Here is a 25173-nt window from a genome sequence, read left to right on the forward strand (position 1 = left end):
ACGCCAGCCCCTCGCCCTCGGTCACTTGCGGATGACGAGCGCCACACCGCATGCGGCGATGACCATCCCCAGCGCCGCGAGCGGCGGAAAACGCTCGCCGAACAACGCCCAGGCCATCACGGCGGTCGTAGGTGGCGTCAGGTACAACAGCGACGTCACCTTGGTGGCCGCACCCTTGCGGATCAGCACAAACAGCAGCGAGATCGCCCCAATCGACAGCGCCAGCACCGACCACACCAGCGAGCCGATCATCGGCAGCGTCCAATGCACCTCGCGCGTCTCAAACAGGAACATGAACGGCAAACACAGCAGCGCCGAGGCCCCGAACTGGATGCACGCGCCCATCCGCAGGTCGAACACCGGGCAATGGCGCTTCTGATACAGCGTGCCGACAGTCATCGACAGCAGCGCGCCCACGCACAGCGCAAGCGTCGTCACGCCAACGCCTGCCAGGTGCAGCTTGTTCACCACCACCAGGCCCACGCCCGCGATGCCGCAAAGCAACCCTAGCCATTGGCGATTCGACACACGCTCGCCGCGCATGGATACATACAGGGCGGTCAAAATCGGCTGCATGCCGACGATCAGCGCTGTCATCCCAGCCGGCATGCCGAGCTTGACCGCGGCCCAGACGCCCGCCAGGTAGCCCCACTGCATCAGCAAACCGGCCACCGCGATGTGGCCGACGGCCGCCCAGTCAGTGTCGCCCGTGCCGGCGCGGCGCGGCAGCGGCACGCGCGCCAGCCAGACCAGCGGCAGCAGGCACACCAGCACGCCAACGAAGCGGAAAAACAGGAAGGTCATCGGCTCCGCGTACGGCATCCCGTACTTGGCCACGATAAAGCCCGTGCTCCAGATCAGCACGAACAACCATGGCATGGCGACGACAAACAGGGAGTCGCGCGCGGAATTCGGCGCGACGGAAGACACTTGGGTCATGCGGAAAGCGGAAGAGAGGTCGATGCGCCAGCGGCCTCGTCGCGTGCTGCCCAGCGCTGTGCGTGGCGGGCAGCCAGCGCGATGGTCTGCGCGTGGACGGCCACGGTATCGTCGATATTGTTGCCGTAGCCGCCCGCCATGGTAACGGCAACCGGTATGCGCCGCTGATACGCGAAATCGAAGACTTCCTGGTCGCGCCGGGCCAAGCCCTGGAGCGTCAGTTTGAGCCGGCCGAGCCGATCGCCCTCATGCGGATCCGCGCCGGCCAGATAAATGATCAACTGCGGCTTGAAGCGCCCGGCCAGGATGTCCAGTGCGCCGGTCAGCGCCTGAAGATAGTCTTCGTCGCTGCAGCCATCGTGCAGCCCGACGTCCAGGTCCGACGCCTCCTTGCGGAACGGGTAATTCTTCTCGCCGTGCAGCGACAAGGTGAAAACGGTGGCGTCATCACGCAGGATCGACGCCGTGCCGTTGCCTTGATGAACATCGAGGTCGACGATGGCCACCGGAAAATCCGCGGGCGTCCTGCCCGCTTGGCGCTGAATCCAACGTGAAGCGATGGCCGCATCGTTGAATACACAGAAACCGCCGCCCTTGTCCGCATAGGCATGGTGCGTGCCGCCCGCCAGATTGACGGCAATGCCATCGGTCAGCGCGGCCTCGCATGCGGCCATCGTGGCGCCCGCCGACCGACGGCTACGCTCGACCATTTCAGGCGACCACGGAAAGCCGATCTCGCGCTGGCGCGCCGGGTCAAGCCGACCGGCGCTGACCGCATCCACATATTCCAGCGTGTGCGCCAGCAGCAACGCCTCGTCATCGGCACGCGGCGCCTCGGTCATCGACAGGCCCGGCACGTCGGCCAGGACCCGCGCCCGCAGGTCGCTGTACTTGCGCATCGGAAACCGATGGCCCGGCGGCAACGGCAATACAAAATGGTCGGTGTAGAACGCCCGCATGTGAATAACAAATCGCAACGCAACAAAAATGGCACTCGGGCGCATCCTAACCTAGGCTGCACTCGTGTGTTTTTTGAGACGGAATTACGGCGAAAGTGGTCAACAGCACCGCACGTGCACCATGAGCGCGCATTTTTCTGCCACAAAAAATCACGCCAAACGGTTGGTCGCGCAATTCCTGTGCACGAAAAATCAACGAATTCTGATTTTTGTGCGATGCACAAAGAACGCTTGACACTGATTTGCCATTCAACAACAATGAAATTGTTGCGATGCACCATCCCGAATTCATCGCGATGTCGCCTGGAAGGCCCGACGCTGACCGTCATGCTTTGTACATCTGGGCGATCTAAATTTTTATTTTGATTCCCCGACCCACCTTTGTATTTGGAGAGACAACATGCTGACTCAGGAACAGATCGCTGCGGCGCACAAGGCCAACCTGGAAACCTTCTTCGGCCTGACCAACAAGGCTTTTGAAGGCGTCGAAAAGCTGGTCGAACTGAACCTGCAAGTCGTCAAGGCCACTCTGGCCGAGAACGTCGAACACGCCAAGAAGGCACTGACCGCCAAGGACGCCCAAGAGCTGCTGTCGGTGCAAACCGCCGCTGTCCAGCCGCTGGCTGAAAAGGTTCTGGCTTACAGCCGCCACCTGTACGAAATCGCTTCGGACACGCAAACCGAATTCAGCAAGGCTGCTGAAGTGCAAATCGCTGAAAACAGCCGCAAGCTGCAAGCGCTGGTCGACAACGTGTCGAAGAACGCTCCGGCCGGTTCGGAATCGGCGGTTGCCCTGGTGAAGTCGGCTCTGTCGGCTGCCAACAATGCCTACGACTCGGTGCAGAAGGCCACCAAGCAAGCTGTGGAACTGGCTGAAAGCAACTTCCACGCTGCGGCCAACGCTGCCAGCAAGGCAACCGCTCAGGCTTCGGCTCAAGCGCGCGCTGCCACCGGCAAGAAGTCGGCAACGACCGCTGCCTAAGCGCTAAGCCGCTTTAGTCGTTCTGGTTGTTGAAGCGGGCCTCCTTCGGGAGGCCCGTTTTGTTTTGGCGGCCGAACCCATCCTCCAAACACGTCGTTTGCGCGCATTTGCGCGGAACCGAAACGCACGCGCGGCGGTCCATTCCACCGTGTTCGTTAGATTGTCTCCTCGGTCCCGCTACCGAAACCTGTCCTCAGTGGTGATCAGTGGGTACCTTTAGCCCGGCTCCGGCCGGGTTTTTTGTGTGCGCTGGAAACGTCTCGCCCCCTTCAAATTGCGAACTTTTGCAGGCAGCAGACGCTCCATTCTGTATTGCGGTCCCCCGCCCCCTCTTCACTCCCAATGTCTCGCGAATCCCTGGTCAAGCGCAGTCTGATCGTCACGGCGGCGCTCATCCTGTTGCTGGAAGAATGGATCTGGAACGTCATGCAGCGGGCCACTGCCCGCCTGGCAGCGCATCCGTGGGTCCAGGCCGCGGAGCGGAAGTTGGCGCAGCTCGAGCCGATCGAAGCCCTCTGCGCGTTTGCTTTGCCGATGTTGGCGTTGCTGCCGTTCAAGCTGGCCGCCGTCTATGTGCTGGCGCGAGGCCATGTCATTGCAGGGACGTTTGTTTTGATTGCAGCGAAAATTGTCAGCACGGGGCTGGGCGTGCGTATCTATTCCGCCGTCCGACCGCAGTTGCATACGATCGCCTGGTATGCCCGCTGGGAATCTGCGTTCCTGGCTTGGAAGCGACGCATGGTGGCTGCCCTGCAGGCAACTCCGGCTTGGCAAGCCCTTCAGGTACGAATTGCCGTCTGGCGCGCCCGCCGGCATGGCTTGATGCAGCAAATGTGGCGCCGTCTCACTGCGGCGCTACGCCTGCTCCGCCGACACCGACGCCCGGCCGGGCCTCGGCATTGACCTGCCTCGGCACTCAGCGCCGCCACAAAGGAAAAGGGCCGCCCAATCGAGCGGCCCTTCTTCTTGCCGGCCGGACTTCGGAGTTGCCTCCAAATTCTGGCGGTTAATTGCGATTCAGCGCTTGCGAGCCGGCGGCACATCCGTGCAAACGCCTTCGTAGATTTCCGCAGCCATCCCTACCGACTCACCCAGCGTGGGGTGCGGGTGAATGGTCTTGCCAATATCTACGGCGTCCGCGCCCATCTCGATGGCCAGGCAAACCTCGCCGATGAGGTCACCCGCATGCGTGCCAACGATGCCACCACCGATGATGCGGTGGGTTTCCTCGTCGAAGATCAGCTTGGTGAAACCCTCGTCGCGGCCGTTAGCAATGGCCCGGCCCGACGCCGCCCAAGGGAACACGCCCTTGCCGTACTTGATGCCCTGCGCCTTGCACTGCTCTTCCGTCAGCCCCGCCCAAGCCACTTCCGGATCGGTATAGGCCACCGACGGAATCTGCTTGGCATCGAAATACGCCTTCTCGCCGTGTGCGGCTTCGGCTGCCACGTGGCCCTCATGCACGGCCTTGTGTGCCAGCATCGGCTGCCCGACGATGTCGCCGATCGCGAAGATGTGTGGCACATTCGTGCGCTGCTGCTTGTCCACGTCGATGAAGCCACGGTCGGTCACGGCCACGCCGGCCTTTTCCGCGCCGATGCGCTTGCCGTTCGGCGCGCGGCCCACGGCGACCAGCACCATGTCATAGCGTTGCGGCTCGGCCGGTGCGGCTTCGCCCTCGAACTTGACGTAGATGCCGTCCGGCTTGGCTTCGACGCCAACCGTCTTTGTCTTGAGCATGACCTTGTCGAAGCGGCTCTTGTTCATCTTGTCCCACACCTTGACAAGGTCGCGGTCAGCGCCCTGCATCAGGCCGTCGAGCATTTCCACCACGTCGATGCGGGCGCCAAGCGTGCTGTAGACCGTCGCCATTTCCAGGCCGATGATGCCGCCGCCGATGACCAGCATCTTGGCCGGCACTTCGCGCAGCTCCAGCGCGCCGGTCGAATCGACGATGCGCGGATCTTCCGGAATGAACGGCAGCTTCACGGCCTCGCTGCCTGCAGCGATGATCGCCTTGGCAAAGCGGATGACCTTCTTCTCGCCCGTCGTTGCCTTGCCGTCGCCGTCCGTCAGTTGCACTTCGAGGTGGTTCGGGTCCAGGAACGCACCGACGCCGCGCACAACCTGCACCTTGCGTGCCTTGGCCATGCCGGCCAGCCCGCCGGTCAGCTTGCCGATGACGGATTCCTTGTGCTTGCGCAGCTGGTTGATATCAACCGTGGGCTCGCTGTAGACAATGCCATGTGCGGCCATCGCCTTCACTTCATCCATGACGGCCGCCGTGTGCAGCAGCGCCTTCGACGGGATACAACCCACGTTCAGGCAGACGCCGCCCAGCGTGGAGAAACGCTCGACCAGCACAGTGTTCATACCGAGATCGGCGCTGCGGAAGGCGGCCGAATAGCCGCCGGGGCCCGAGCCGAGGACGAGCATTTCGCATTCGATGTCGGCGCCGCCGGCATGCTTGGCCGCTTGCGGAGCGGGGGCCGATGCGGCCGGTGCTGCAGCGGGCGTGGCGGCCGGAGCCGGTGCCTGAGCAGGCGCCGGAGCTGCCGCCGCACCGGCTTCCGCCGTGGCGATCACCGTGCCTTGGCTGACCTTGTCGCCCACCTTGATCTTGACTTCGACAATCTTGCCGGCCACATCCGACGGCACGTCCATGGTGGCCTTGTCGGTTTCCAGCGTGATCAGCGCCTGATCGACGGTGACGGCATCGCCCGCCTTCACCATCACTTCAATGACGTCCACGTCCTTGTAGTCGCCGATGTCCGGCACCTTGATTTCCACCACGCTCATTCCTGACTCCTTGTTCTTGTCGTCGGCACCCGGCATCGCCCGGGCCCGCTGACGCTTTTCAATCCTGCAGACGGACTGTGTGCACTTCGATCGGACCGCCGGAACTCTTGTCGAACTCCACGCCTGCCGACACGCCCACCTGCGCCACATCCGCCGCCGACTTGCCCGGCATATCGAATACCGCCGACATGGCACCGAGAGCGAAGTTGCGCCCCGAGCCAATGCCCCAGAAACGGTCGAACGAAAACACTTCGCGGTACGAATAGACGCCGTAGATACCGGTTGCGTTGGCGATCAGGCAGGTGATCTGCGACGACTCGTAGGGGTCGTCGTCGTCTTCCTTGGTGTTGACGAAATACTCGTCCTTGAGCTTTTCATGCACCTTGAGGAAGGTCCGGAAGACGTCGTCGCGCGTACCGAGGCGGCACTCATCGGCCAGCCCGGCCAGCAGACTGCGCATGACCGGAAAGTGGGCCGTTGTGCCCGCCAGGGCGATCAGCGAATCGCCCACCTGGAAGATCTTCTGGTTCTGCTCGTAACCGCGCGCCAGGCGCGTATCACCGAATGTCACCAGCGAATCGGCCGCAATCGCTACTTCGCCGTCTTTCTTGACCACCACGCACGTCGTCATGTCGTCCTCGCCATCAGTCCACTGACCAGTCCGCCGACCGCTGCAAACCCAACCGGGCCGGCACGCACAGGCCCGAAGCCAGATGCGTGCCGCGCCCGCGTGGGCTTACAGGCTGACGCGGCGGAAGTCCGCCAGCACGCTGGCCAGATACGCGTTGAAGCGCGCAGCCTCCGCGCCGTCGATCACGCGGTGATCGTACGACAGCGACAGCGGCAGCGTCAGGCGCGGCACGAACTGCTTGCCGTCCCAAACAGGCTTTTGATAGCCGCGCGACAGGCCCAGGATGGCCACTTCCGGCGCATTGATGATCGGCGTGAAATGCGTGCCGCCAATGCCGCCCAGCGACGAGATCGAGAAGCAGCCGCCCTGCATCTGGTCCGGCTTGAGCTTGCCTTCGCGGGCTGCCTTCGACAGGTCGGCCATTTCCTTCGCGATGTCGATCAGGCCCTTCTTGTCCGCATCGCGGATCACCGGCACCACCAGCCCATTCGGCGTATCGGCCGCAAAGCCGATGTGGAAGTACTGCTTGAAGACCAGGTTATCGCCGTCCAGGCTCGCGTTGAACGTCGGGAATTTCTTGAGCGCGCCCACGACCGCCTTGATCACGAACGCCAGCATGGTGAACTTCACGCCGGCCTTTTCGTGGTCCTTGTTCATCTGCACGCGGAAGGCTTCCAGCTCGGTGATGTCCGCTTCGTCGTTGTTGGTGACGTGCGGGATCATGACCCAGTTGCGGTGCAGGTTCGCACCGGAAATCTTCTTGATGCGCGACAGCGGCTTCGGATCGACCGGGCCGAACTTGGTGAAGTCGACCTTCGGCCATGGCAGCAGATTCAGTTCGCCGCCGCCAGCCGGTGCGCCAGCCGCAGCCTTGCCCGGCGCAGCAGCTTGGCCGCTCATCACACCCTTAACGTAGCGCTGCACGTCTTCCTGCGTGATGCGGTTCTTCGGGCCCGTGCCGCCAACGAGGTTCACGTTGACGCCCAGCTCACGCGCGTATTTGCGCACGGACGGGCTGGCGTGGGCAGCCTTGCCCACCGTACCCACGGTGTCGGCAGTGTACGTAGCAGGCGCTGCGGCCGGAGCCGCCGCGGGGGCGGCCGCAGGGGCCGGGCTCGGTGCAGCGGCCGCCGGTGCAGGTACCGGGGCTTGCGCAGGTGCCGGCGCAGCGGCGGCACCGCCCGCACCCTCCAGCACGACGATCAGCGTGCCTTGCGACACGGCATCGCCCACCTTCACGCGGATGTCCTTGACGGTACCGGCGGCCGGCGACGGCACATCCATCGTGGCCTTGTCCGACTCGAGCGTGATCAGCGACTGCTCGGCTTCCACCTTGTCGCCCACCTTCACGCTGATCTCGATGACCGGCACATCGGTGTAGTCGCCGATGTCCGGCACCTTCACTTCGATCGTGCCGCCACCCGCGGCAGCCGGCGCCGGGGCCGGCGCTTGCGCGGCCGGTGCGGGTGCCGGTGCAGCAGCGGTCGGAGCCGGTGCGGGCGCAGCTTGAGGTGCCGGGGCCGGTGCGGCGGCAGCGCCCTGCTCTTCGAGCAGCAGCACCAGCGAGCCTTCCGACACGGTGTCACCCACCTTGATCTTCACTTCCTTGACGATGCCGCTCTTGGGCGAGGGCACGTCCATGGTCGCCTTGTCCGATTCCAGCGTAACCAGCGAATCCTCGGCGTTGACGGTATCGCCCGCCTTGACCAGCACTTCGATCACCGGGACGTCTTTGTAGTCGCCGATGTCCGGCACCTTGATTTCTACGACTTGACTCATTCTTCTGTCTCCAGAGGGTCTGGCGGCGAGAGCATCCGGCGGCGGACACGCGTTGCCCCGCAGGCTACCGCATCGTGCAGGCAAATGCACGTTGCGGGAAGTCTGTCGGGGCGGTGCCCGGCCGGGACGCAACCCACGCGCCCGGCGGCTCCGTTATACGGTCATCGGGTTGGGCTTGTTCGGATCGAGGTTGTACTTCTTCAGTGCCTCGGCCACCTTTTCGCGCGGCAGCACGCCTTCGTCGGCGAGTGCCTTGAGCGACGCGACCGTCACCCAGTAGCGATCCACCTCGAAGAAGTGGCGCAGCTTCTCGCGGGTATCCGAACGGCCGAAGCCGTCGGTGCCCAGCACCACGTAGCGACGCGGCACGAAGGCGCGGATCTGCTCGGCGAACGTACGAACGTAGTCAGTCGATGCAATGACCGGGCCGCGTGCGTTCTTGAGCAGCTTCTCGACGTGCGACTCGCGTTGCGGCTCGGTCGGGTTGAGCAGGTTCCAGCGCGCGATGGCGTTGCCTTCGCGGGCCAGCTCGGTAAAGCTCGGGCAGCCCCACAGGTCCGACTCCACGCCCCAGTCCTTCTTCAGCAGATCAGCCGCGGCGATCACTTCACGGAAGATCGTGCCCGAGCCCAGCAGTTGCACGCGCGGCGCGTTGCTGTTTTCGACGCCCTTCTTGAACTGGTACATCCCCTTGATGATGTCAGCCTCGACACCCGCCGGCATTTCGGGGTGCTCGTAGTTCTCGTTCATCACCGTCAGGTAGTAATAGACGTCTTCCTGCTCGACATACATGCGGCGCAGGCCGTCTTGCATCACCACCGCCAGTTCGTACTGGAAGGTCGGGTCATACGAGATGCAGTTCGGGATGGCGGCGTGGTACACGTGCGAGTGGCCGTCTTCGTGCTGCAGGCCTTCGCCGTTCAGCGTGGTGCGGCCAGCGGTGCCGCCCAGCAGGAAGCCGCGCGAGCGCATGTCGCCGGCGGCCCAGCAGAGGTCGCCGATACGCTGGATGCCGAACATCGAGTAGTAGATGTAGAACGGGATCATCGCCACGCCATGCGTCGAATACGACGTCGCGGCGGCGATCCAGTCGCACATGGCGCCGGCTTCGTTGATGCCTTCCTGCAGCACCTGACCCGTCTGCGATTCCTTGTAGAACATCAGCTGGTCGTGATCCTGCGGCACGTACTTCTGGCCTTCCTGGTTCCAGATACCGACCTGGCGGAACAGACCTTCCATGCCGAACGTACGCGACTCATCGGGCACGATGGGCACAACGTGCTTACCGATGTTCTTGTCTTTCAGCAGGATGTTCAGAATGCGCACGAAGGCCATCGTCGTGGACACTTCGCGGCCTTCACCGGTGGCCTTGAGCAACGCGTCGAACGCAGACAGCGCCGGAACTTGCAGCGCGTCGGCCTTCTGGCGACGGGCCGGCAGGTAGCCGCCGAGGTCCATGCGCGCCTTGCGCATGTATTCGAGTTCCTTCGAACCCTCTTCGAACTTGACGTACGGAACGTGCTCGAGCTGGTCGTCGGCGACTGGAATGTTGAAACGATCACGCAGCTTGCGGATGGCATCCACCGGCATCTTCTTCTGCTGGTGCGCGATGTTCATCGCCTCGCCGGCTTCGCCCATGCCATAGCCCTTGATGGTCTTGGCGAGAATGACGGTCGGCTGGCCCTTGTGGTTGGTCGCCGACTGGAATGCCGCGTAGATCTTGTGCGGATCATGGCCGCCGCGGTTCAGCGCCCAGATGTCGTCGTCGGACCAGTCGGCCACCATGGCCTTGAGTTCCGGCGTGTTGAAGAAGTGCTCGCGCACATAGGCGCCGCTCTTCGACTTGAAGGTCTGGTACTCGCCGTCGACGCATTCCATCATGCGGCTCATCAGCAGGCCCTTGGTGTCGCGGGCAAGCAGCTGATCCCAACGGCTGCCCCAGATGACCTTGATGACGTTCCAGCCGGCGCCGCGGAATTCCGATTCCAGCTCCTGGATGATCTTGCCGTTGCCCCGCACCGGGCCGTCCAGACGCTGCAGGTTGCAGTTGATCACGAAGACGAGGTTGTCCAGCTTTTCACGGCCGGCCATGCCGATCGCGCCCAGCGATTCCGGCTCGTCGGTTTCACCGTCGCCCAGGAACGCCCAGACCTTGCGGTTTTCCCAGTTCTGGATCAGGCCGCGGCTGGCCAGGTACTTGGTGAAGCGCGCCTGGTAGATCGCCATGATCGGGCCCAGGCCCATCGACACGGTCGGGAACTGCCAGAAATCCGGCATCAGCCACGGGTGCGGATACGACGAGATGCCCTTGCCGTCGACTTCCTGGCGGAAGTTGTCGAGTTGCTCTTCGGTCAGGCGGCCCAGCAGGAAGGCACGCGAATACACGCCCGGCGCCGAGTGGCCCTGCACGAAGACCATGTCGCCGCCGTGCTTGTCCGACGGGGCGTGCCAGAAGTGGTTGTAGCCGACGTCATACAGCGTGGCCGCCGAAGCGAACGACGAGATATGCCCGCCGACGTTCGTGTCCTTGTTCGCGCGCAGCACCATCGCCATGGCGTTCCAGCGCGTATACGAACGGATGCGGTGCTCGATTTCCTGGTTGCCAGGAATGCGGTCTTGGTTTTCGACCGGGATCGTATTGATGTAGGGGGTTTCTGCGTGCAGCGGAGACGTCACGCCGTTGATGCGTGCGTACTCGATCTGCTTATCAAGGAGGAATGCCGCGCGCTGCGGGCCTTCCGCGCCGATGACGCCTTGCAGCGCCTCCAGCCATTCCTTGGTTTCCTGGGGATCAGCGTCGCTGGCGCTCGTGGCACCCAGGACTTGTTCTGGTACGGCCGACATGGCGGTCTCCTTGGTAGCAGTAACGGTAGTTGCGTCTCTTGTGGGGCGTCTTTCGCACGCACGTTTGCACGCGCGCAAGGACCACCCCGACTTTTGCGCTGATTCTATGGGCACCCGCAAATGCAGCACAAGCGGAATTTTCAAATTGCGATATGGTTTTTTATAATGTGGAATATTGCGGCGATGCAAAACAAATCACTTTTGACATTGCACTGCAGCATTTATTGAGCGCTCAGAACACCTCACCAAGCGGTTTCCCCAAGCGACCCGCAAGTTGATTGCCGTTACACTTAGTTTTGCGCAGTTGCACAGATGTCCACTCCCTTACCTCCGCAGAATTCCGGCGTTCGTCCGCCCATCATGCTTGCCCCCTCCCACGCTTCGCAGGACCCGGCCGCCAAGTCTGAGCCGTCAACGCCTGCCGCGCCTGCGCCCATTTCCGTGAACGCGCCGGAATTGCCCTCCGACGAAGCCGTGCGCCCGAACGTGCCGCGCCGCCTGTGGCTGACGCGCCTGGGCCGCCTGTGGACGACCAACTGGTTCATGTTCATCCCGCTGGTGGCGATCGTCCTGTTTGCCGGCGCGATGATTTTCATCCTGTATCAGTTGCACGCCACCGAGGTGCAGCAGCAGCGCGACGCCCTCTACCGCGATGCCGCCTGGGCCGAGCAGAAGGTGCGCCTGTCCCTGCAAAGCAACCAGGATCAAGTGGCCGCCCTGGCGCGCGACATTGGTGCCGCGCAGCTCGACCCGAGCGCCTATCGCGATGCCGCCCGCCAGCTTCTGCGTGAGAACCCGGAACTCGTCTTCATCAATTGGCTGGATGCCACGCGCCGCCCGCGCTGGGCGTTCCCATCCAATTCCGAATTCACCGCACGCGTGCGCGAAACGCGCGACCATCCGCTCGAACCCGAAATCCAATCTGCCTACGACGCTGCCCGGGAGACGCAGCGCGCCGTCTACTCCCGCCCCATCCAGAACGAGCGCGGCGAGAGCTTCATGCTGATGGAAGTCCCGATCGTGCGCGACAACGAATTCCTCGGCACGGTGGGCGCCATGTATTCGGTCACGGGCATCCTCACGCAGCTGCTGCCGGGCGAGCTGACCGACCGTTATCGCTTCTCGCTGGTCGATAAGAACAACGTGGTCCGCGCGAGCACCTCGTTGCGACCGGTGCCCAAGGCCGCCGCGTCGTATGAAGTGCTGCTGGATCCGCCAGGCCACTCGCTGTCGTTGCGTGCCGAGGCATATCCGGCCCCGTCCAACCTGCCCAACAACATGCTGATGTGGCTGGTGGCGGGCCTGTCTTGCTTCGTGATCTGGAGCCTCTGGAGCGTGTGGCGCCACACCAGCCGCCGTTCGGAAGCCCAACGCGCGCTCCTGGCAGAGACCTCGTTCCGCCGCGCCATGGAAAACTCCATGGTGATCGGCATGCGTTCGCTCGACCTCAACGGCCGCATCACCTACGTGAACCCGGCCTTCTGCCGCATGATCGGCTGGACGGAGGCCGAATTGGTCGGCCGCATGCCGCCGTTCCCGTATTGGCCGCCCAACGAGATCGGCGAGATGCAGAAGCACATCGAGCTGACCCTGCGCGGCAAGGCGCCCGCCAACGGCATGGAGTTGCGCATGATGCGCCGTGACGGCACGAGTTTCTATGCGCGGATGTACGTCTCGCCGCTGATCGACGCACGCGGCCGGCACACGGGGTGGATGAGTTCCATCACGGACATCACCGAGCCCAAGCGCGCCCGCGAAGACCTGGCCGCCGCGCACGACCGCTTCACCACGGTGCTCGAGAGCCTGGACGCGGCCGTGTCGGTGCTCTCGACCGACAAGGCCGAACTGTTGTTCGCCAACCGCTACTACCGCCAGCTTTTTGGCTGGGAGGCGTTTGGCCATCTGCAGCTCTCCGGCAACGACGTCAACACCGAAGACGTGTCCAGCGATGCGCTCGACCTGGTCGACGCCTACGCCGGCCTGCCGGCCTCCGAACTGACGCCGCACGCGGCGGACGCACGGGAAATCTACGTGCCGTCGATGCAGAAATGGTTTGAAGTGCGGCGCCGCTACATCCAGTGGGTCGACGGCCACCTCGCGCAGATGCAGATCGCCACCGACATCACCGTGCGCAAGGCCGCTGAAGAGATGACGCGCCAGCACGAAGAGCGCCTGCAGTTCACCAGCCGCCTGACGACGATGGGTGAGATGGCGTCGTCGCTGGCGCACGAACTGAACCAGCCGCTGGCGGCCATCAACAACTACTGCATGGGTGCAGTCGGCCGCCTGAAGTCCGGGCGGAGCACGCCGGAAGAGCTGATCCCGGTGCTGGAAAAGACCTCCGCCCAGGCCGTGCGTGCCGGCACCATCATCCAGCGCATTCGCGGTTTCGTGAAACGCAGCCAGCCGCAGCGGCGCGAATCCGACCTGCGCGACATCGTCGCCGACGCCGTCGGCCTTGCCGAGTTGGAGGCCACGCGGCGCGGCATTACCATCCTGACGCGCCTGCCGGGCGACCTGCCGCATCTGTATGTCGATCCGGTGCTGATCGAGCAGGTGCTCGTCAATCTGCTCAAGAACGCCGCCGAAGCCATGGCCGCCCACCCGCGCCTGCGCGCCGCCAGCGTCCTGCGCCTGCACGCCAACCTGATCAACGACCCGGAAAATTCCGTGCTGATCGAGGTGATCGACCAGGGCCCGGGCGTAGACGACAGCACCAAGGAGCGGCTGTTCGAGCCGTTCTTCAGTACCAAATCCGACGGCATGGGCATGGGGCTGAATATCTGCCGCTCCATCATAGAATCCCACCTCGGCAGACTCTGGGTAGAAAACAACGCCGATGGCATCGGCTGTACGTTTAAAATCATCCTGCCGCTGAATCCGCTGTAAATCGTTTTTAAAACATAGAACGTAGACCGAGGACTCCTCCATGAGCACAACGCCCGCCGCAGTTGCGCCGCGCAACGAAACCGTGTTCGTCGTCGATGACGATGAAGCCATGCGTGACTCGTTGACGTGGCTGCTCGAAGGCAACGGCTACACCGTTCGCACGTACCGCAGCGCCGAAGAATTCCTGGTCGACGACAAGCGTGGCGAAGGCGTCGGCTGCCTGATCCTCGATGTGCGCATGCAAGGCATGAGCGGCCCCGAGCTGCAAGACCGCCTGCTGGCCGAAAACAGCCGCATGCCGATCGTTTTCGTCACGGGCCACGGCGACGTGCCGATGGCGGTCTCGACCATGAAGAAAGGCGCGGTCGACTTCATCGAAAAGCCCTTCGACGAATCCGAACTGCGCGAGCTGGTTGAACGCATGCTCAGCAAGGCCCGCAGCGAAGACTCGGTCGCCCGCGAGCAAAAGGCCGCCAAGGACCTGCTCGGCCGCCTGACCACGCGCGAGCAGCAAGTCCTGGAGCGCATCGTGGCCGGCCGCCTGAACAAGCAGATCGCCGACGATCTGGGCATTTCCATCAAGACGGTGGAAGCGCACCGCGCCAACATCATGGAAAAGCTCAACGTGAACACCGTGGCAGACCTGCTGCGCCTGGCCCTGTCGCGCAACGCCTGATTCGGCTGCAGGAAAACCCAAGCGATCATCCGGGCGGCCGGAAGGGAGGCGGCGATTTATAATCGCGGTTTGCCCTCTCCCTCCTCCGCCCAGCCATGACCGCCCAACTCATTGACGGCAACGCGCTTGCCAAACAACTCCGCGCCGAGGCCGCACAACGCGCCGCCGCCCTGACCGCGCGCGGCCACCAGCCCGGCCTCGCCGTCATCCTCGTCGGCGAAGACCCGGCCAGCCAGGTCTACGTGCGCAACAAGATCAAGGCGTGCGAAGACAACGGCTTCCTGTCCAGCTTCGACCGCTACCCCGCTGACCTGTCCGAAGCCGACCTGCTCGGCCGCATCGACGCGCTGAACCGCGACCCGCGCATCCACGGCATCCTGGTCCAGTTGCCGCTACCCAAGCACATCGACAGCCACAAGGTGCTCGAAGCCATCGCGCCGGAAAAGGACGTCGACGGTTTCCACGTGGCCAACGCCGGCGCCTTGATGACCGGCGCCCCGCTGTTCCGCCCGTGCACGCCGTATGGCTGCATGAAGATGCTGGAATCGATCAACTACCCCGTGCGCGGCGCCAATGCGGTGGTGGTCGGCGCTTCGAACATCGTCGGCAAGCCCATGGCGATGCTGCTGCTGCAAGCCGGCGCCACCATCACCATCTGCAACAGCAAGACGCGCGATCTGGCCGCGCACACGCGAGAGGCCGACATCATCGTTGCCGCCGTGGGCCGCCGCAACATCATCACCGCCGACATGGTCAAGCCGGGCGCAGTCGTCATCGACGTGGGCATGAACCGCGACGATGCCGGCAAGCTGTGCGGCGACGTCGACTTTGCCGGCGTCAAGGAAGTTGCCGGCTATATCACGCCGGTGCCGGGTGGCGTCGGCCCGATGACGATCACCATGCTGCTGATCAACACCCTGGAAGCCGCCGAGCGCGCTGCTGAAGGAGCCGCCCTGGCGGCGTAAGCTTCACCCTGATCCAGTTGGAAACGGAAAAAGCGTCCCCACCTGTTGGATCGGACGCTTTTTTTGTCCCCCGAATTTCTCTACCGAGCCCGCCATGACCGACATTTCGCCCAAGGTTGCCACCCCGGCCAACAATCCGCTGCTCGATTTTTCTGGTCTGCCGCGCTTTGCGGACATCCGCCCCGAACACATCACGCCGGCCGTCGACGTGCTGCTCGAGCACGCCGCATCGGCGGTGGCGCAGGTCAAAGACCCGGCCACGCCCGTCAGCTGGAACACCGTCGTCACCGCACTCGAAGACGCCACCGAACCGCTGGGCCGCGCCTGGGGCATCGTCAGCCACCTGAGCGCCGTCGCCGACACGCCGGAGCTGCGCGAAGCGCATGCCGCCAATCTGCCGCGCGTGACCGAATTCTGGTCGGGCCTGGGTCAGGATCTGGAACTGTTCGAAAAGTACAAGGCGATTGCCGACAGCGCCGAATACGCCACGCTGTCGCCCGCGCGCAAGAAGCTGCTTGAGAACGAACTGCGCGGGTTCCGCCTGGGCGGCGCAGAGCTGCCCGAAGACCAGAAGCCGCGCTTTGCGGCGATTCAGGAACAGCAGGCACAGTTGACCAAGGCCTTCAGCGACCACGTTTTGGACGCGACCAACGCCTACGCGCTGGTCATCGACGACGAAGCGCGCCTGGCCGGCCTGCCCGAAGACGCCAAGCAGGCCGCCCAGGAAGCTGCGCGCCGCGATAACCCCGAGGCGACCGGCTGGAAGTTCTCGCTGCACTTCCCGTCGTATTTCCCGGTGCTGCAATACGCGGACGACCGCGCGCTGCGCCGCACGCTGTACGAAGCCAACGTCACGCGTGCGTCCGAACTGGGCGCGCAATACGGCGGCGGCAAGGCCGAGTGGGACAACACCGCCAACATGGCCGAACAGCTGGCGCTGCGCGCCGAAGAAGCGCACATGCTCGGCTATCGCAATTTCGGCGAAGTGTCGCTCGTGCCGAAAATGGCCGACTCGCCCGAAGATGTACTGCGCTTCCTGGGCGAGCTGGCCGACCGCGCCCGTCCGTTCGCCGAGAAGGATTGGGAGGAACTGCAGGCGTTCGCCAAGACCACACTCGGCATCGACAAGCTCGAACCATGGGACATGGCCTACGCCTCGGAAAAACTGCGCGAAGCGCGCTACGCGTTCTCCGAGCAGGAGGTGAAGCAGTACTTTCCGGAACCGGCCGTGCTGGACGGCCTGTTCAACGTCGTGCAGACGCTGTTCTCGGTGAAGATCCTGCCGGAGGCGGCTGAGGTTTGGCACCCGGACGTCCGTTTCTTCCGCGTCGAATCGGCACAGGGCGAGCTGCTCGCGCAGTTCTACATCGACCTGTACGCGCGCGAAGGCAAGCGCGGCGGCGCGTGGATGGACGACGCGCGCGGCCGCAAGCTGCTGGGCGATGCGGGCGTGCAAACCCCCGTGGCTTACCTCACGTGCAACTTCTCTGGCCCGGTCGGCAACAAGCCCGCGCTGTTCACGCACGACGAGGTCATCACCCTCTTCCACGAGTTCGGCCATGGCCTGCACCACATGCTCACGCAGGTGGATGAACTCGGCGTATCGGGCATCAACGGCGTGGAATGGGATGCGGTGGAGCTGCCGTCGCAGTTCATGGAAAATTTCTGCTGGGAATGGGAAGTGCTCTCGCGCATGACTCGCCATGTGAATTCCGGTGAACCGCTGCCGCGCAAGCTGTACGACAGCATGCTGGCCGCGAAGAACTTCCAGAACGGCATGGCGACGCTGCGCCAGATCGTGTTCTCGGCGTTCGACATGCACCTGCACACGGACTTTGACCCGAAGGGCGCGACCTCGGTGCTAGAGCTGTCGCGCCAGATCAACAATCGCTTCCACGTGGTGCCGCAGGCCGAGCTGTCGCGCTGGCCGAACACGTTCAGCCACATCTTTGCCGGTGGCTATGCGGCGGGCTACTACAGCTACAAGTGGGCCGAAGTGCTGTCGGCAGACGCCTATGCCGCGTTCGAGGAAGCCAGCAAGTTGGGTGGCTCGGTGCTGGATGCGGAAACCGGCGCGCGCTATCGCCGTGAGGTGCTGGCAGTCGGTGGCAGCCGCCCCGCCATCGAATCGTTCACAGCATTCCGCGGCCGCGCGCCGAGCATCGATGCACTGCTGCGCCATGGCGGCATGGTGGCGGAAACCGCTTGACGGTCTGCTTGGCCAGGCGTGACAACGCCGCTTCGTGCCTCCGTGCCGAAGCGGCGTTTTCATTCGAGCCCCAAGCGCTTGATGGCACAATATCGCACCCCTGGACGGCGCCAAAGTGCGCGCCGTCGCCATTTGCAAGGACCGAGCCCTCATGCGTGTCGCAACCTGGAACGTCAACTCTTTGAAGGTCCGCCTACCGCACGTGCTGCAATGGCTGGCCCAGCGCGAAGCCGACGCCACGCCCATCGACCTGCTCTGCCTGCAGGAACTCAAGCTGCCCGATGACCGCTATCCGCTCGCCGAGCTGGACGCCGCGGGCTACAGCTCGTTGTTCACCGGTCAGAAGACGTACAACGGCGTCGCCATCCTCGCGCGCAAGGCGTCGGTGCCGGAAGGCCGCGATGTGGTGAAGAACATCCCGGGTTTTGACGACGAGCAGCAGCGCATCGTGGCCGCCACGTACGACGTGGACGGTGGCCCGGTCCGCGTGATCTCCGCCTATATTCCGAACGGGCAGGCGCTCGATTCCGACAAGTTCGTCTACAAGCTGCGCTGGCTGGAGGCGCTGCAGGCCTGGCTGACAAGCGAGTTGGCAGCAAACCCGCGCCTGATGCTGCTGGGCGATTTCAACATCGCTCCCGAAGACCGCGATGTGCACGATCCGAAAAAGTGGGAGGGTCAGAACCTGGTGTCGCCGGAAGAGCGGGCGGCGTTTCGGGCGATGCAAGGCGCCGGGCTCGTTGATGCCTTCCGCATGTTCGAGCAGGAAGACAAGCTGTTCTCGTGGTGGGACTACCGCATGTTCGGCTTCAAGCGCAACGCGGGCCTGCGAATCGACCACATCATGCTGTCGCCCGAACTCGCCAAGCTGTGCGAGTCGTGCCATATCGACCGGGTACCGCGCACGTGGGACCAGCCGTCGGACCACACGCCTGTGGTCGCCGCCTTGCGCAGCGCATAAGGAGCGCCTGCATGGCTTCCGCCTTCAAGCACCGCAATCTGCCGCATCTCCTGCTGCGCGCGCGCGAGACGTTCATGGCGCGCTTCCGGCCGATTCTGCGCGAGCGCGGCATCACCGAGCAGCAATGGCGCGTGCTGCGTACGCTCAACGATACCGGCGACATGGAGCCCAACCAGCTCGCCGACGCCTGCCTGATCCTGAGCCCCAGCCTCACGCGCATGCTGGCAGCGATGGAGCAATCCGAGATGATCGTGCGCACGAAGTCGCCGGTGGATCAGCGCCGCCAGGTAATCTCCCTCACGCCCAAAAGCCGCCAGTTCCTGGCCGACGTAGAGCCGCAGGTCGATGCGGAATACGCACGCATCGAAGCCCAGCTCGGCCGCGCGCGGCTGGACGCGCTCTACGCTGCGATCGATGAGTCGATCCAGCTCATGGAAACGCACACCCCGATGGGCCGTTTCGTCGGCGACGAGTAACGCCCGTCAATACACACTGCCGGCTGACTGGGGATGAGCGGCGTTCTCTCCCTTGAACGCCTTGGCCAGTTGCTCTGCGCTGCGCGCCAGCAGCGTGACATCCGTTCCGACTGCAACGAACGTCGCACCCAGCGACAGGTAGTGTTTCGCCTGCGCCTGATCGGCAGACAGAATGCCCGCCGCCTTGCCTGATGCAACGATGCGTTGAATGGCGCCGTCGATCGCGTTGCGGACTTCCGGATGCCCCGGCGCCCCAAGGTGCCCCATCGACGCCGCCAGGTCACCAGGACCAATGAAGACGCCGTCTACGCCTTGCACGGCGAGAATCGCATCGAGATGCTCAAGCGATTCCGCGGTTTCGACTTGGACAAGCGTGCACATCTGCGCATCGGCCTGGTGAAGGTAATCATCCACACGGTTCCAGCGCGATGCACGAGCCAGCGCACTGCCAACGCCACGGATACCGCTCGGGGGATAGCGCATCGCCTCAACGGCAGCACGCGCCTCGTCGGCGTTCTGGACCATCGGCACCAGCAGTGTCTGCGCCCCGATATCCAGCAGGCGCTTGATCTCGACCGGATCGTTCCAGGCGGGCCGCACGATGGGATGCGATGCATAGGGTGCAACGGCCTGCAATTGCGCGAGCGTCGATTGCAGTTGATTCGGCGCGTGCTCGTTATCGATCAGCAGCCAGTCGAAGCCGGCGCCGGCAACAATCTCCGCCGGGTACGGATGCGTCATTGCGAGCCACAGGCCAATCTGCGGCCGGCGCTCGGCCAGCGCGCGCTTGAAGTTGTTCACCGGAAGCTGCATGGCGAGGACATCCTTTGAGCGTTAGACGGTTAGACGGGGAGACGGTTAAACGAAATGGCACGCGATGCTGCCAAGCGGACCGTAGTCGCAATGGAATGTATCACCGGGACGGGCTGGCACTGGCCGCGTGAACGATCCGCCAAGGATCACCTGCCCCGGTTCCAGCGCAACGCCGTGCGGTGCCAGCTTGTTGGCCAGCCAGACGACACCGTTGGCCGGGTGGTTCAGCACGCCGGCGGCCACGCCCGTCTCTTCGATGACGGCGTTGCGTGAAAAGATCGCGCTTACCCAGCGCAGGTCCACATCGCGCATGCGGATGGGACGGCCGCCCATCACGACGCCGGCGTTCGCGGCGTTGTCCGCAATCGTGTCGAACACCTTGCGCGGACGCCCGCTGTCCGGGTCGATCGATTGCGAACGCGCGTCGATGATCTCCAGCGCGGGGATCACGTGGTCCACCGCGTCGTACACATCGAACAGCGTCACGTCCGGTCCCTCCAGCCGCTTGCCCAGCACGAAGGCGAGTTCGACTTCCACACGCGGCACGATGAAGCGGCCGGCAGGAATCTCGCTCCCCTCAGCAAAGAACATGTCGTCGAGCAATGCTCCGTAGTCCGGCTCGTCAATTTGCGAAGACTGCTGCATCGCACGCGACGTCAAGCCGATCTTGTGCCCCTTCAGGCGCCGCCCCGCCGCCAGCTTCATCGCAACCCACTCACGCTGGATGGCATAGGCGTCTTCGATGGTGATGTCGGGGTAGTCAAGCGAAACCTGGCGGATCTGCCTGCGGTCAATCTCGGCTTGGTGCAGCCGGCGCGCGATGGTCTGGATGGTCGTGGTGTCGAGCATGCGTCAAGCCTTGCGAAAACGCGCGTGGATGTTGTTGTGTTTGTAGCTGCCGCCCTCGTCAAACTCGGTCAGCTCCATCGACAGCGCCAGATAGCGGCGCGCGAAGGCGTCGGCAAAATGCGCCTTGACTGCCTCGAACAGCGCATCGCCGGCAGCTTTCTTGACCTCCGGTGTACGACCCGCAGCGATCTTGAGCGTGACATGGACGAAGGCGTCGTCTTCTTTGCCGTCGGCCACGCGGTAGTCGGTCAGCTTCATGGCGCGCGATCGGATCCCGCCGGTCGGAAACACGCCGTTCTGCGCCATCAGCGTCTCGTTCATCGCCTGCAGCAATTCCGGAATGCGGGCGTCGTCGCCCAGGTTGTCGGTGTATTCGACGATGACATGCGGCATGTCGCTCTCCTCAGGCTTCAACTTGTTCACGTTCGGGCAACGGGAAGACCGCGTTGATCTGGCCCGTGCCGGAGCTGGCGAAATATTCGGTGATGACCTCGACGCCCCTGTCATAGGCGTCCCAGCCAAGCAGGCCGAGCAGCATCGCCGTGTCGTGCATGCCGCCCTCGCCTTCGCACAGCGATGCGTACTCGGGCAGCATCGCGCAGAACGTCTTCCAGTCGCCGTGCTTCCATAGCTCGACCACGCGCAGGTCGACCTGCCTGAAAAACTCGCGGCTGATCTGGTGGATGGATTCTTCGGGGCTGCCGTTGTCGTTGAAACGGTGCGAGAGCGATCCGCTGGCGAGGAACGCGACGGTGCTGTCGCTCGCCTCGATGGCTTCGAGCAGGGCAGCACCGAAGCGGCGGCTTTCATTCAATGTGTGCCACGCGCACCAACCGGCAATCGACACGACCTTGAAGTGCTGGTCGCTGTTCATGTACCGCATCGGCACGAGCGTGCCATATTCGAGTTCGAGGCTATCGATTTCGTGCGCACGCGTGAACACGCCGCGCTTCGTTGCCGTCTCAGCAATCAATCTGCCCAGCGCGGGATTGCCGGGGTAGGCATACCGCATGTCCTTGATGAAATGCGGCAGCTCGTTGCTCGTATAGACGCCTTCGAAGCGCGCGTTGCAATTGACGTGGTAACCGGCGTTGACGAGCCAGTGCACGTCGGACACGACGATGGTGTCCACGCCCAGATCGCGGCAACGCTGTCCGATGATGCGGTGGCCCTCAATGGCCGCCGCCCGGCAGCCATGGTGCTTGCCCGGCAGCTCCGACAGGTACATCGACGGCACGTGGGTGATCTTCGCGGCCAAGGCCAGCTTGCCCATGGTGTCTCCTTCCGCCCTTGTTGTGGTGTGTCCGGCCGCGCGTCAAACGCCCCAGCGCGGAATATGGTGGCTGCCCATCGAAATGCAGACGTTCTTGATTTCGGCAAACACCTCCAGACTGTACTCGCCGCCCTCACGCCCCGTGCCGGACGCTTTGACGCCGCCAAAAGGCTGGCGCAGGTCGCGCACATTCTGGCTGTTGACGAACACCATGCCGGCTTCGATGCCGCGCGCCACGCGGTGCACCTTGCCCACATCCTGCGTCCAGATGTACGAGGCCAGACCGTATTCCACGTCATTGGCGAGTTTCAGGCCATCGACCTCATCCTTGAACGGGATCAGGCAAGCCACGGGGCCAAAGATTTCTTCCTGCGCCACCCGCATGCGGTTGTCGACGTTGGCCAGCACCGTGGGCGCCACGAAGTTGCCGTTCTGCAGGTGGCCGGGCAGGCCAGTGGGCTTCTCCGCACCGCCGGCCAGAATCTTCGCGCCTTCCTGTTCGCCCAGGCGGATGTAGCCCGTGACCTTCTCCCAATGCGCGCGCGTGATCATCGAGCCGACATGGGTTGTCTCATCTGCCGGATCGCCCACCACAAGCCGCTTGGCACGTTGGGCAAACTTGCGTACGAACTCGTCGTAGACGCTCTCTTGCACGAAGATGCGCGAGCCGGCCGTGCAGCGCTCGCCGTTGATCGAAAAGATGGTGAAGAGCGACGCATCCAGCGCGCGATCCAGGTCTGCATCGTCGAAGACCAGCACGGGCGATTTACCGCCCAGCTCCATCGAGAATTTCTTCAGGCCGGCGCGCTCCATGATGCGCTTGCCGGTCGTCGTACCGCCTGTGAAGGACACCACCCGCACATCCGGATGACGCACCAGCGCATCGCCGGCCGTCGCGCCATAGCCTTGCACCACGTTCAGCACGCCGGGCGGAATGCCGGCTTCCAGTGCAAGCCGGCCAAGCTGGTCCGCTGTCAGCGGCGACAGCTCCGACATCTTCAGCACCGCCGTATTGCCCAGCGCCAGGCACGGCGCCACCTTCCACGTGGCCGTCATGAACGGCACATTCCAGGGCGAGATCAACGCGCAAACGCCCACCGGCTGATACAGCGTGTAGTTCAGCATCTGGTCATCGACGGGATACGTGCGGCCGTTGACTTGCGTGCACACCTCGGCAAAGAAATGGAAGTTCTCGGAAGCGCGCGGAATGAGCTGCTTGCTCGTCTGCGCGATCGGCAGCCCGGTGTCCATCGTCTCCAGCGCGGCTAGGTGCGGCACGTTCTGTTCGATCAGCTCGCCCAGTCGGCGCATCAGCTTGGCGCGCTGCTTGGCCGGCGTGTTGGCCCAGGCCGGAAATGCCGCCTTGGCCGCCGCGACCGCCGCGTTGATCTCTGCCTCACCGCCCGATGCCACCTCGGCAATGGCTTCGCCCGTGGCTGGATTGGTCGTGACGAAACGCTCGACGCTGTCGACCTGGCGACCGTTGATCCAATGCTTGACAGGGTCCATGTTGACGCGGCTCATGCGGGCTCCTTGTTCGGTTCTTCGGCAACGATGGTGCTCACCAGCCTGCCGATGCCTTCAATTTCGGTGATGACTTCGTCGCCGGGTTGCGTGTCGGCCAAACCCTCGGGCGTACCGGTCAGGATCATGTCGCCGGGGCTAAGCGTCATGAAACTGGAGAACCAGGCGATCAACGCCGGAATGTCGAAGATCATGTCTCGCGTGCTGCCTTCTTGCGTGACGCGGCCGTTGATGGTGGTACGCAACGCGAGGTTCATCGGATCGGGCACATCGTCGCGGTCAACGAGCCATGGCCCGATGGGCGTACACGTATCGCGGCTTTTCACACGCAGGTTCGGGCGGTAGTAGTTCTCGAGGTAATCGCGGATGGCGTAATCGTTGGCCACCGTATAGCCCGCCACATATTCGTAGGCATGTTCGCGAGGCACATTGCGTGCGGTCTCGCCAATCACCACGACCAGCTCGCATTCGTAGTGCATGAACGCCACCCCATCCGGGCGCACGGTCCGGGCGCGATGGCCGATCAGCGTATTCGGCCCCTTCAGAAACGCGAGCGGCTCCTCGGGCGCCTTGAAGGCCAGCTCCTTGGCGTGGTCGGCGTAGTTCAAGCCCAGTGCGAAGACCGTGCGCGGCTGGATCGGCGGCAACCAGACGACTTCGCTTTCATGCAGGACGCGGCCGTCGGCCAATCGCACGTGGGTGTCATCGCCCGGCATGGCCGTGACCTGATGGATGGCGCCGTCATAGGCAATACGCGCGTGCTTCATCGCGAGGCCTCCTGCGCGTGGCGAACCAGGGCTGTGGTCAGCGTGCCGATGTGGGCGATGTCGATATCGATGCAATCCCCGGCGCGCGCCAGCGGCGGATTCTCCGGCATGCCAACGAGCAGCACGTCGCCCACTTCCAGCGTCATGAAGGCCGTCACGTCGGCAAGCAGTTGCCCGATTGGCCGCACCAGCGTCGACGTGTTTGCGCGCTGCTTGATCTCTCCGTTGATGCGCACGGCGATATCCAGTGCATCGGCATCGGGTACATCGTCACGGTCAACCATCCATGGCCCCATCGGGCAGAAACCATCGCGGCACTTGTGGCGAATCGCCGGTCGGTAGTAGCTCGCATGCGGCACGGTCAGGTCGTTGACGATGGTGTAGCCGGCGATGAAATCTGCAGCGCGCTGCGCAGGCACGCGCGTGGCAGTCCGCCCGATCACCACGCCCAGGCAAGCCCCCGCCCAGACGCCATCGACATCGGCCGGCAGCACAACGTCATGACCATGGCCGATACGCGTGTTGGCGGGCTTGAGATACAGAATGGGCGCCTTGGGCGGCGCCTGGTAAGGCGGCGCAGATAGCGCGTCGCCGAGCGCATCGAGTTCTCCGCGGTAGTTCAGCAAGGTCCCGACGACCGTACCTTTGACCGGCGGCAGCCAGCGCCAGGAATCTGCGGGTTCCGTGGCACAAGCAAACACGGTTTCCCGTATCCGGCCGTCCGGCAATGTCACTCTGGCTCGCCGCATTGCGCCTCCTCCTTCCCCATATAATTAACATGTTAATAATCGAGTCGGATTGCAGCCATGTCAAGTCGGGAAAGTGCGGCGCCATGAAA

The 25173-nt window shown here is 63.7% G+C and carries 21 protein-coding genes; 8 read left to right on the forward strand and 13 right to left on the reverse strand.

Going from position 1 to position 25173, the window contains the following annotated elements; genetic code table 11:
• Positions 1 to 21: 21 nt before the first annotated feature.
• Together ABIC76_RS21890 and ABIC76_RS21895 are read right to left on the reverse strand one after the other, a co-directional pair.
• Positions 22 to 939 carry a DMT family transporter gene (locus ABIC76_RS21890; RefSeq protein WP_354535219.1) on the reverse strand — a complete coding sequence of 306 codons (918 nt, stop codon included), beginning with the start codon at positions 937 to 939 and terminating at the stop codon, positions 22 to 24.
• Positions 936 to 1943 carry a histone deacetylase family protein gene (locus ABIC76_RS21895; RefSeq protein WP_354535220.1) on the reverse strand — a complete coding sequence of 336 codons (1008 nt, stop codon included), beginning with the start codon at positions 1941 to 1943 and terminating at the stop codon, positions 936 to 938. Before ABIC76_RS21895 ends, ABIC76_RS21890 begins: the two co-directional genes overlap by 4 nt.
• Positions 1944 to 2298: 355 nt before the next feature.
• On the opposite strand from ABIC76_RS21895, the gene ABIC76_RS21900 reads away from it, so the two are divergent.
• Positions 2299 to 2880, forward strand: a complete 582-nt coding sequence (locus ABIC76_RS21900) for a phasin family protein (protein WP_024975535.1) — start codon at positions 2299 to 2301, stop codon at positions 2878 to 2880.
• Between the two features lie 342 nt (positions 2881 to 3222).
• On the forward strand, positions 3223 to 3783 hold the full coding sequence (locus ABIC76_RS21905; protein ID WP_354535287.1) for a hypothetical protein: 561 nt from the start codon (positions 3223 to 3225) through the stop codon (positions 3781 to 3783).
• Positions 3784 to 3897: 114 nt separating this feature from the next.
• Here ABIC76_RS21905 and lpdA read toward each other — a convergent pair whose 3' ends face one another.
• From lpdA to aceE, 4 genes are all read right to left on the reverse strand, one after another.
• Positions 3898 to 5679 carry a dihydrolipoyl dehydrogenase gene (gene lpdA / locus ABIC76_RS21910; RefSeq protein WP_027681273.1) on the reverse strand — a complete coding sequence of 594 codons (1782 nt, stop codon included), beginning with the start codon at positions 5677 to 5679 and terminating at the stop codon, positions 3898 to 3900.
• A gap of 58 nt (positions 5680 to 5737) precedes the next feature.
• Positions 5738 to 6310 (reverse strand): Ntn hydrolase family protein, encoded by a 573-nt coding sequence (locus tag ABIC76_RS21915; RefSeq protein ID WP_004635945.1) that lies wholly within the window; start codon positions 6308 to 6310, stop codon positions 5738 to 5740.
• A gap of 105 nt (positions 6311 to 6415) precedes the next feature.
• Entirely contained in the window at positions 6416 to 8089 is a 1674-nt protein-coding gene (gene aceF, locus ABIC76_RS21920; RefSeq protein ID WP_354535221.1) for a dihydrolipoyllysine-residue acetyltransferase, read from the reverse strand.
• Between the two features lie 153 nt (positions 8090 to 8242).
• Complete coding sequence (gene aceE / locus ABIC76_RS21925; protein ID WP_102067347.1) at positions 8243 to 10933, reverse strand: pyruvate dehydrogenase (acetyl-transferring), homodimeric type; 2691 nt, start codon at positions 10931 to 10933, stop codon at positions 8243 to 8245.
• Between the two features lie 312 nt (positions 10934 to 11245).
• Here aceE and ABIC76_RS21930 point away from each other — a divergent pair, with 312 nt between their 5' ends.
• The 6 genes from ABIC76_RS21930 to hpaR all read left to right on the forward strand — a co-directional run bounded on the left by ABIC76_RS21930 (position 11246) and on the right by hpaR (position 19109).
• A complete protein-coding gene (locus ABIC76_RS21930) occupies positions 11246 to 13822 on the forward strand; it encodes a PAS domain-containing sensor histidine kinase (protein ID WP_374220550.1) in 2577 nt (858 codons plus the stop codon).
• Between the two features lie 40 nt (positions 13823 to 13862).
• Positions 13863 to 14498, forward strand: a complete 636-nt coding sequence (locus tag ABIC76_RS21935) for a response regulator transcription factor (protein ID WP_024975528.1) — start codon at positions 13863 to 13865, stop codon at positions 14496 to 14498.
• A gap of 95 nt (positions 14499 to 14593) precedes the next feature.
• Entirely contained in the window at positions 14594 to 15463 is an 870-nt protein-coding gene (folD, locus tag ABIC76_RS21940; protein WP_009240794.1) for a bifunctional methylenetetrahydrofolate dehydrogenase/methenyltetrahydrofolate cyclohydrolase FolD, read from the forward strand.
• Between the two features lie 94 nt (positions 15464 to 15557).
• The gene (locus ABIC76_RS21945) at positions 15558 to 17672 is read left to right on the forward strand and encodes a M3 family metallopeptidase (RefSeq protein WP_354535222.1); all 2115 of its coding nucleotides are present in this window, start codon (positions 15558 to 15560) and stop codon (positions 17670 to 17672) included.
• A gap of 151 nt (positions 17673 to 17823) precedes the next feature.
• Entirely contained in the window at positions 17824 to 18633 is an 810-nt protein-coding gene (gene xth / locus ABIC76_RS21950) for an exodeoxyribonuclease III (RefSeq protein ID WP_027681266.1), read from the forward strand.
• Between the two features lie 11 nt (positions 18634 to 18644).
• Positions 18645 to 19109, forward strand: coding sequence for a homoprotocatechuate degradation operon regulator HpaR (gene hpaR, locus ABIC76_RS21955; protein ID WP_027681265.1), 465 nt, complete (start codon positions 18645 to 18647; stop codon positions 19107 to 19109).
• Positions 19110 to 19115: 6 nt separating this feature from the next.
• On the opposite strand, the gene hpaI is transcribed toward hpaR, so the two are convergent.
• The 7 genes from hpaI to ABIC76_RS21990 are packed head-to-tail and all read right to left on the reverse strand — an operon-like array spanning position 19116 to position 25084.
• Positions 19116 to 19922 (reverse strand): 4-hydroxy-2-oxoheptanedioate aldolase, encoded by an 807-nt coding sequence (gene hpaI, locus ABIC76_RS21960; protein ID WP_354535223.1) that lies wholly within the window; start codon positions 19920 to 19922, stop codon positions 19116 to 19118.
• A 45-nt stretch (positions 19923 to 19967) separates the two neighbouring features.
• The gene (gene hpaH, locus ABIC76_RS21965) at positions 19968 to 20771 is read right to left on the reverse strand and encodes a 2-oxo-hept-4-ene-1,7-dioate hydratase (RefSeq protein ID WP_354535224.1); all 804 of its coding nucleotides are present in this window, start codon (positions 20769 to 20771) and stop codon (positions 19968 to 19970) included.
• A 3-nt stretch (positions 20772 to 20774) separates the two neighbouring features.
• The gene (locus ABIC76_RS21970) at positions 20775 to 21164 is read right to left on the reverse strand and encodes a 5-carboxymethyl-2-hydroxymuconate Delta-isomerase (RefSeq protein ID WP_343547535.1); all 390 of its coding nucleotides are present in this window, start codon (positions 21162 to 21164) and stop codon (positions 20775 to 20777) included.
• A gap of 10 nt (positions 21165 to 21174) precedes the next feature.
• Positions 21175 to 22044, reverse strand: coding sequence for a 3,4-dihydroxyphenylacetate 2,3-dioxygenase (gene hpaD, locus ABIC76_RS21975; RefSeq protein WP_354535225.1), 870 nt, complete (start codon positions 22042 to 22044; stop codon positions 21175 to 21177).
• A 42-nt stretch (positions 22045 to 22086) separates the two neighbouring features.
• Complete coding sequence (hpaE, locus tag ABIC76_RS21980; protein WP_354535226.1) at positions 22087 to 23568, reverse strand: 5-carboxymethyl-2-hydroxymuconate semialdehyde dehydrogenase; 1482 nt, start codon at positions 23566 to 23568, stop codon at positions 22087 to 22089.
• The gene (locus ABIC76_RS21985) at positions 23565 to 24335 is read right to left on the reverse strand and encodes a fumarylacetoacetate hydrolase family protein (protein WP_354535227.1); all 771 of its coding nucleotides are present in this window, start codon (positions 24333 to 24335) and stop codon (positions 23565 to 23567) included. Before ABIC76_RS21985 ends, hpaE begins: the two co-directional genes overlap by 4 nt.
• Positions 24332 to 25084, reverse strand: coding sequence for a fumarylacetoacetate hydrolase family protein (locus tag ABIC76_RS21990; RefSeq protein WP_354535228.1), 753 nt, complete (start codon positions 25082 to 25084; stop codon positions 24332 to 24334). Before ABIC76_RS21990 ends, ABIC76_RS21985 begins: the two co-directional genes overlap by 4 nt.
• Positions 25085 to 25173: the final 89 nt, after the last annotated feature.

The sequence above is a fragment of the Ralstonia sp. 1138 genome (assembly GCF_040544795.1).
In the GTDB taxonomy this organism is placed as follows: Bacteria; Pseudomonadota; Gammaproteobacteria; order Burkholderiales; family Burkholderiaceae; genus Ralstonia; species Ralstonia flatus.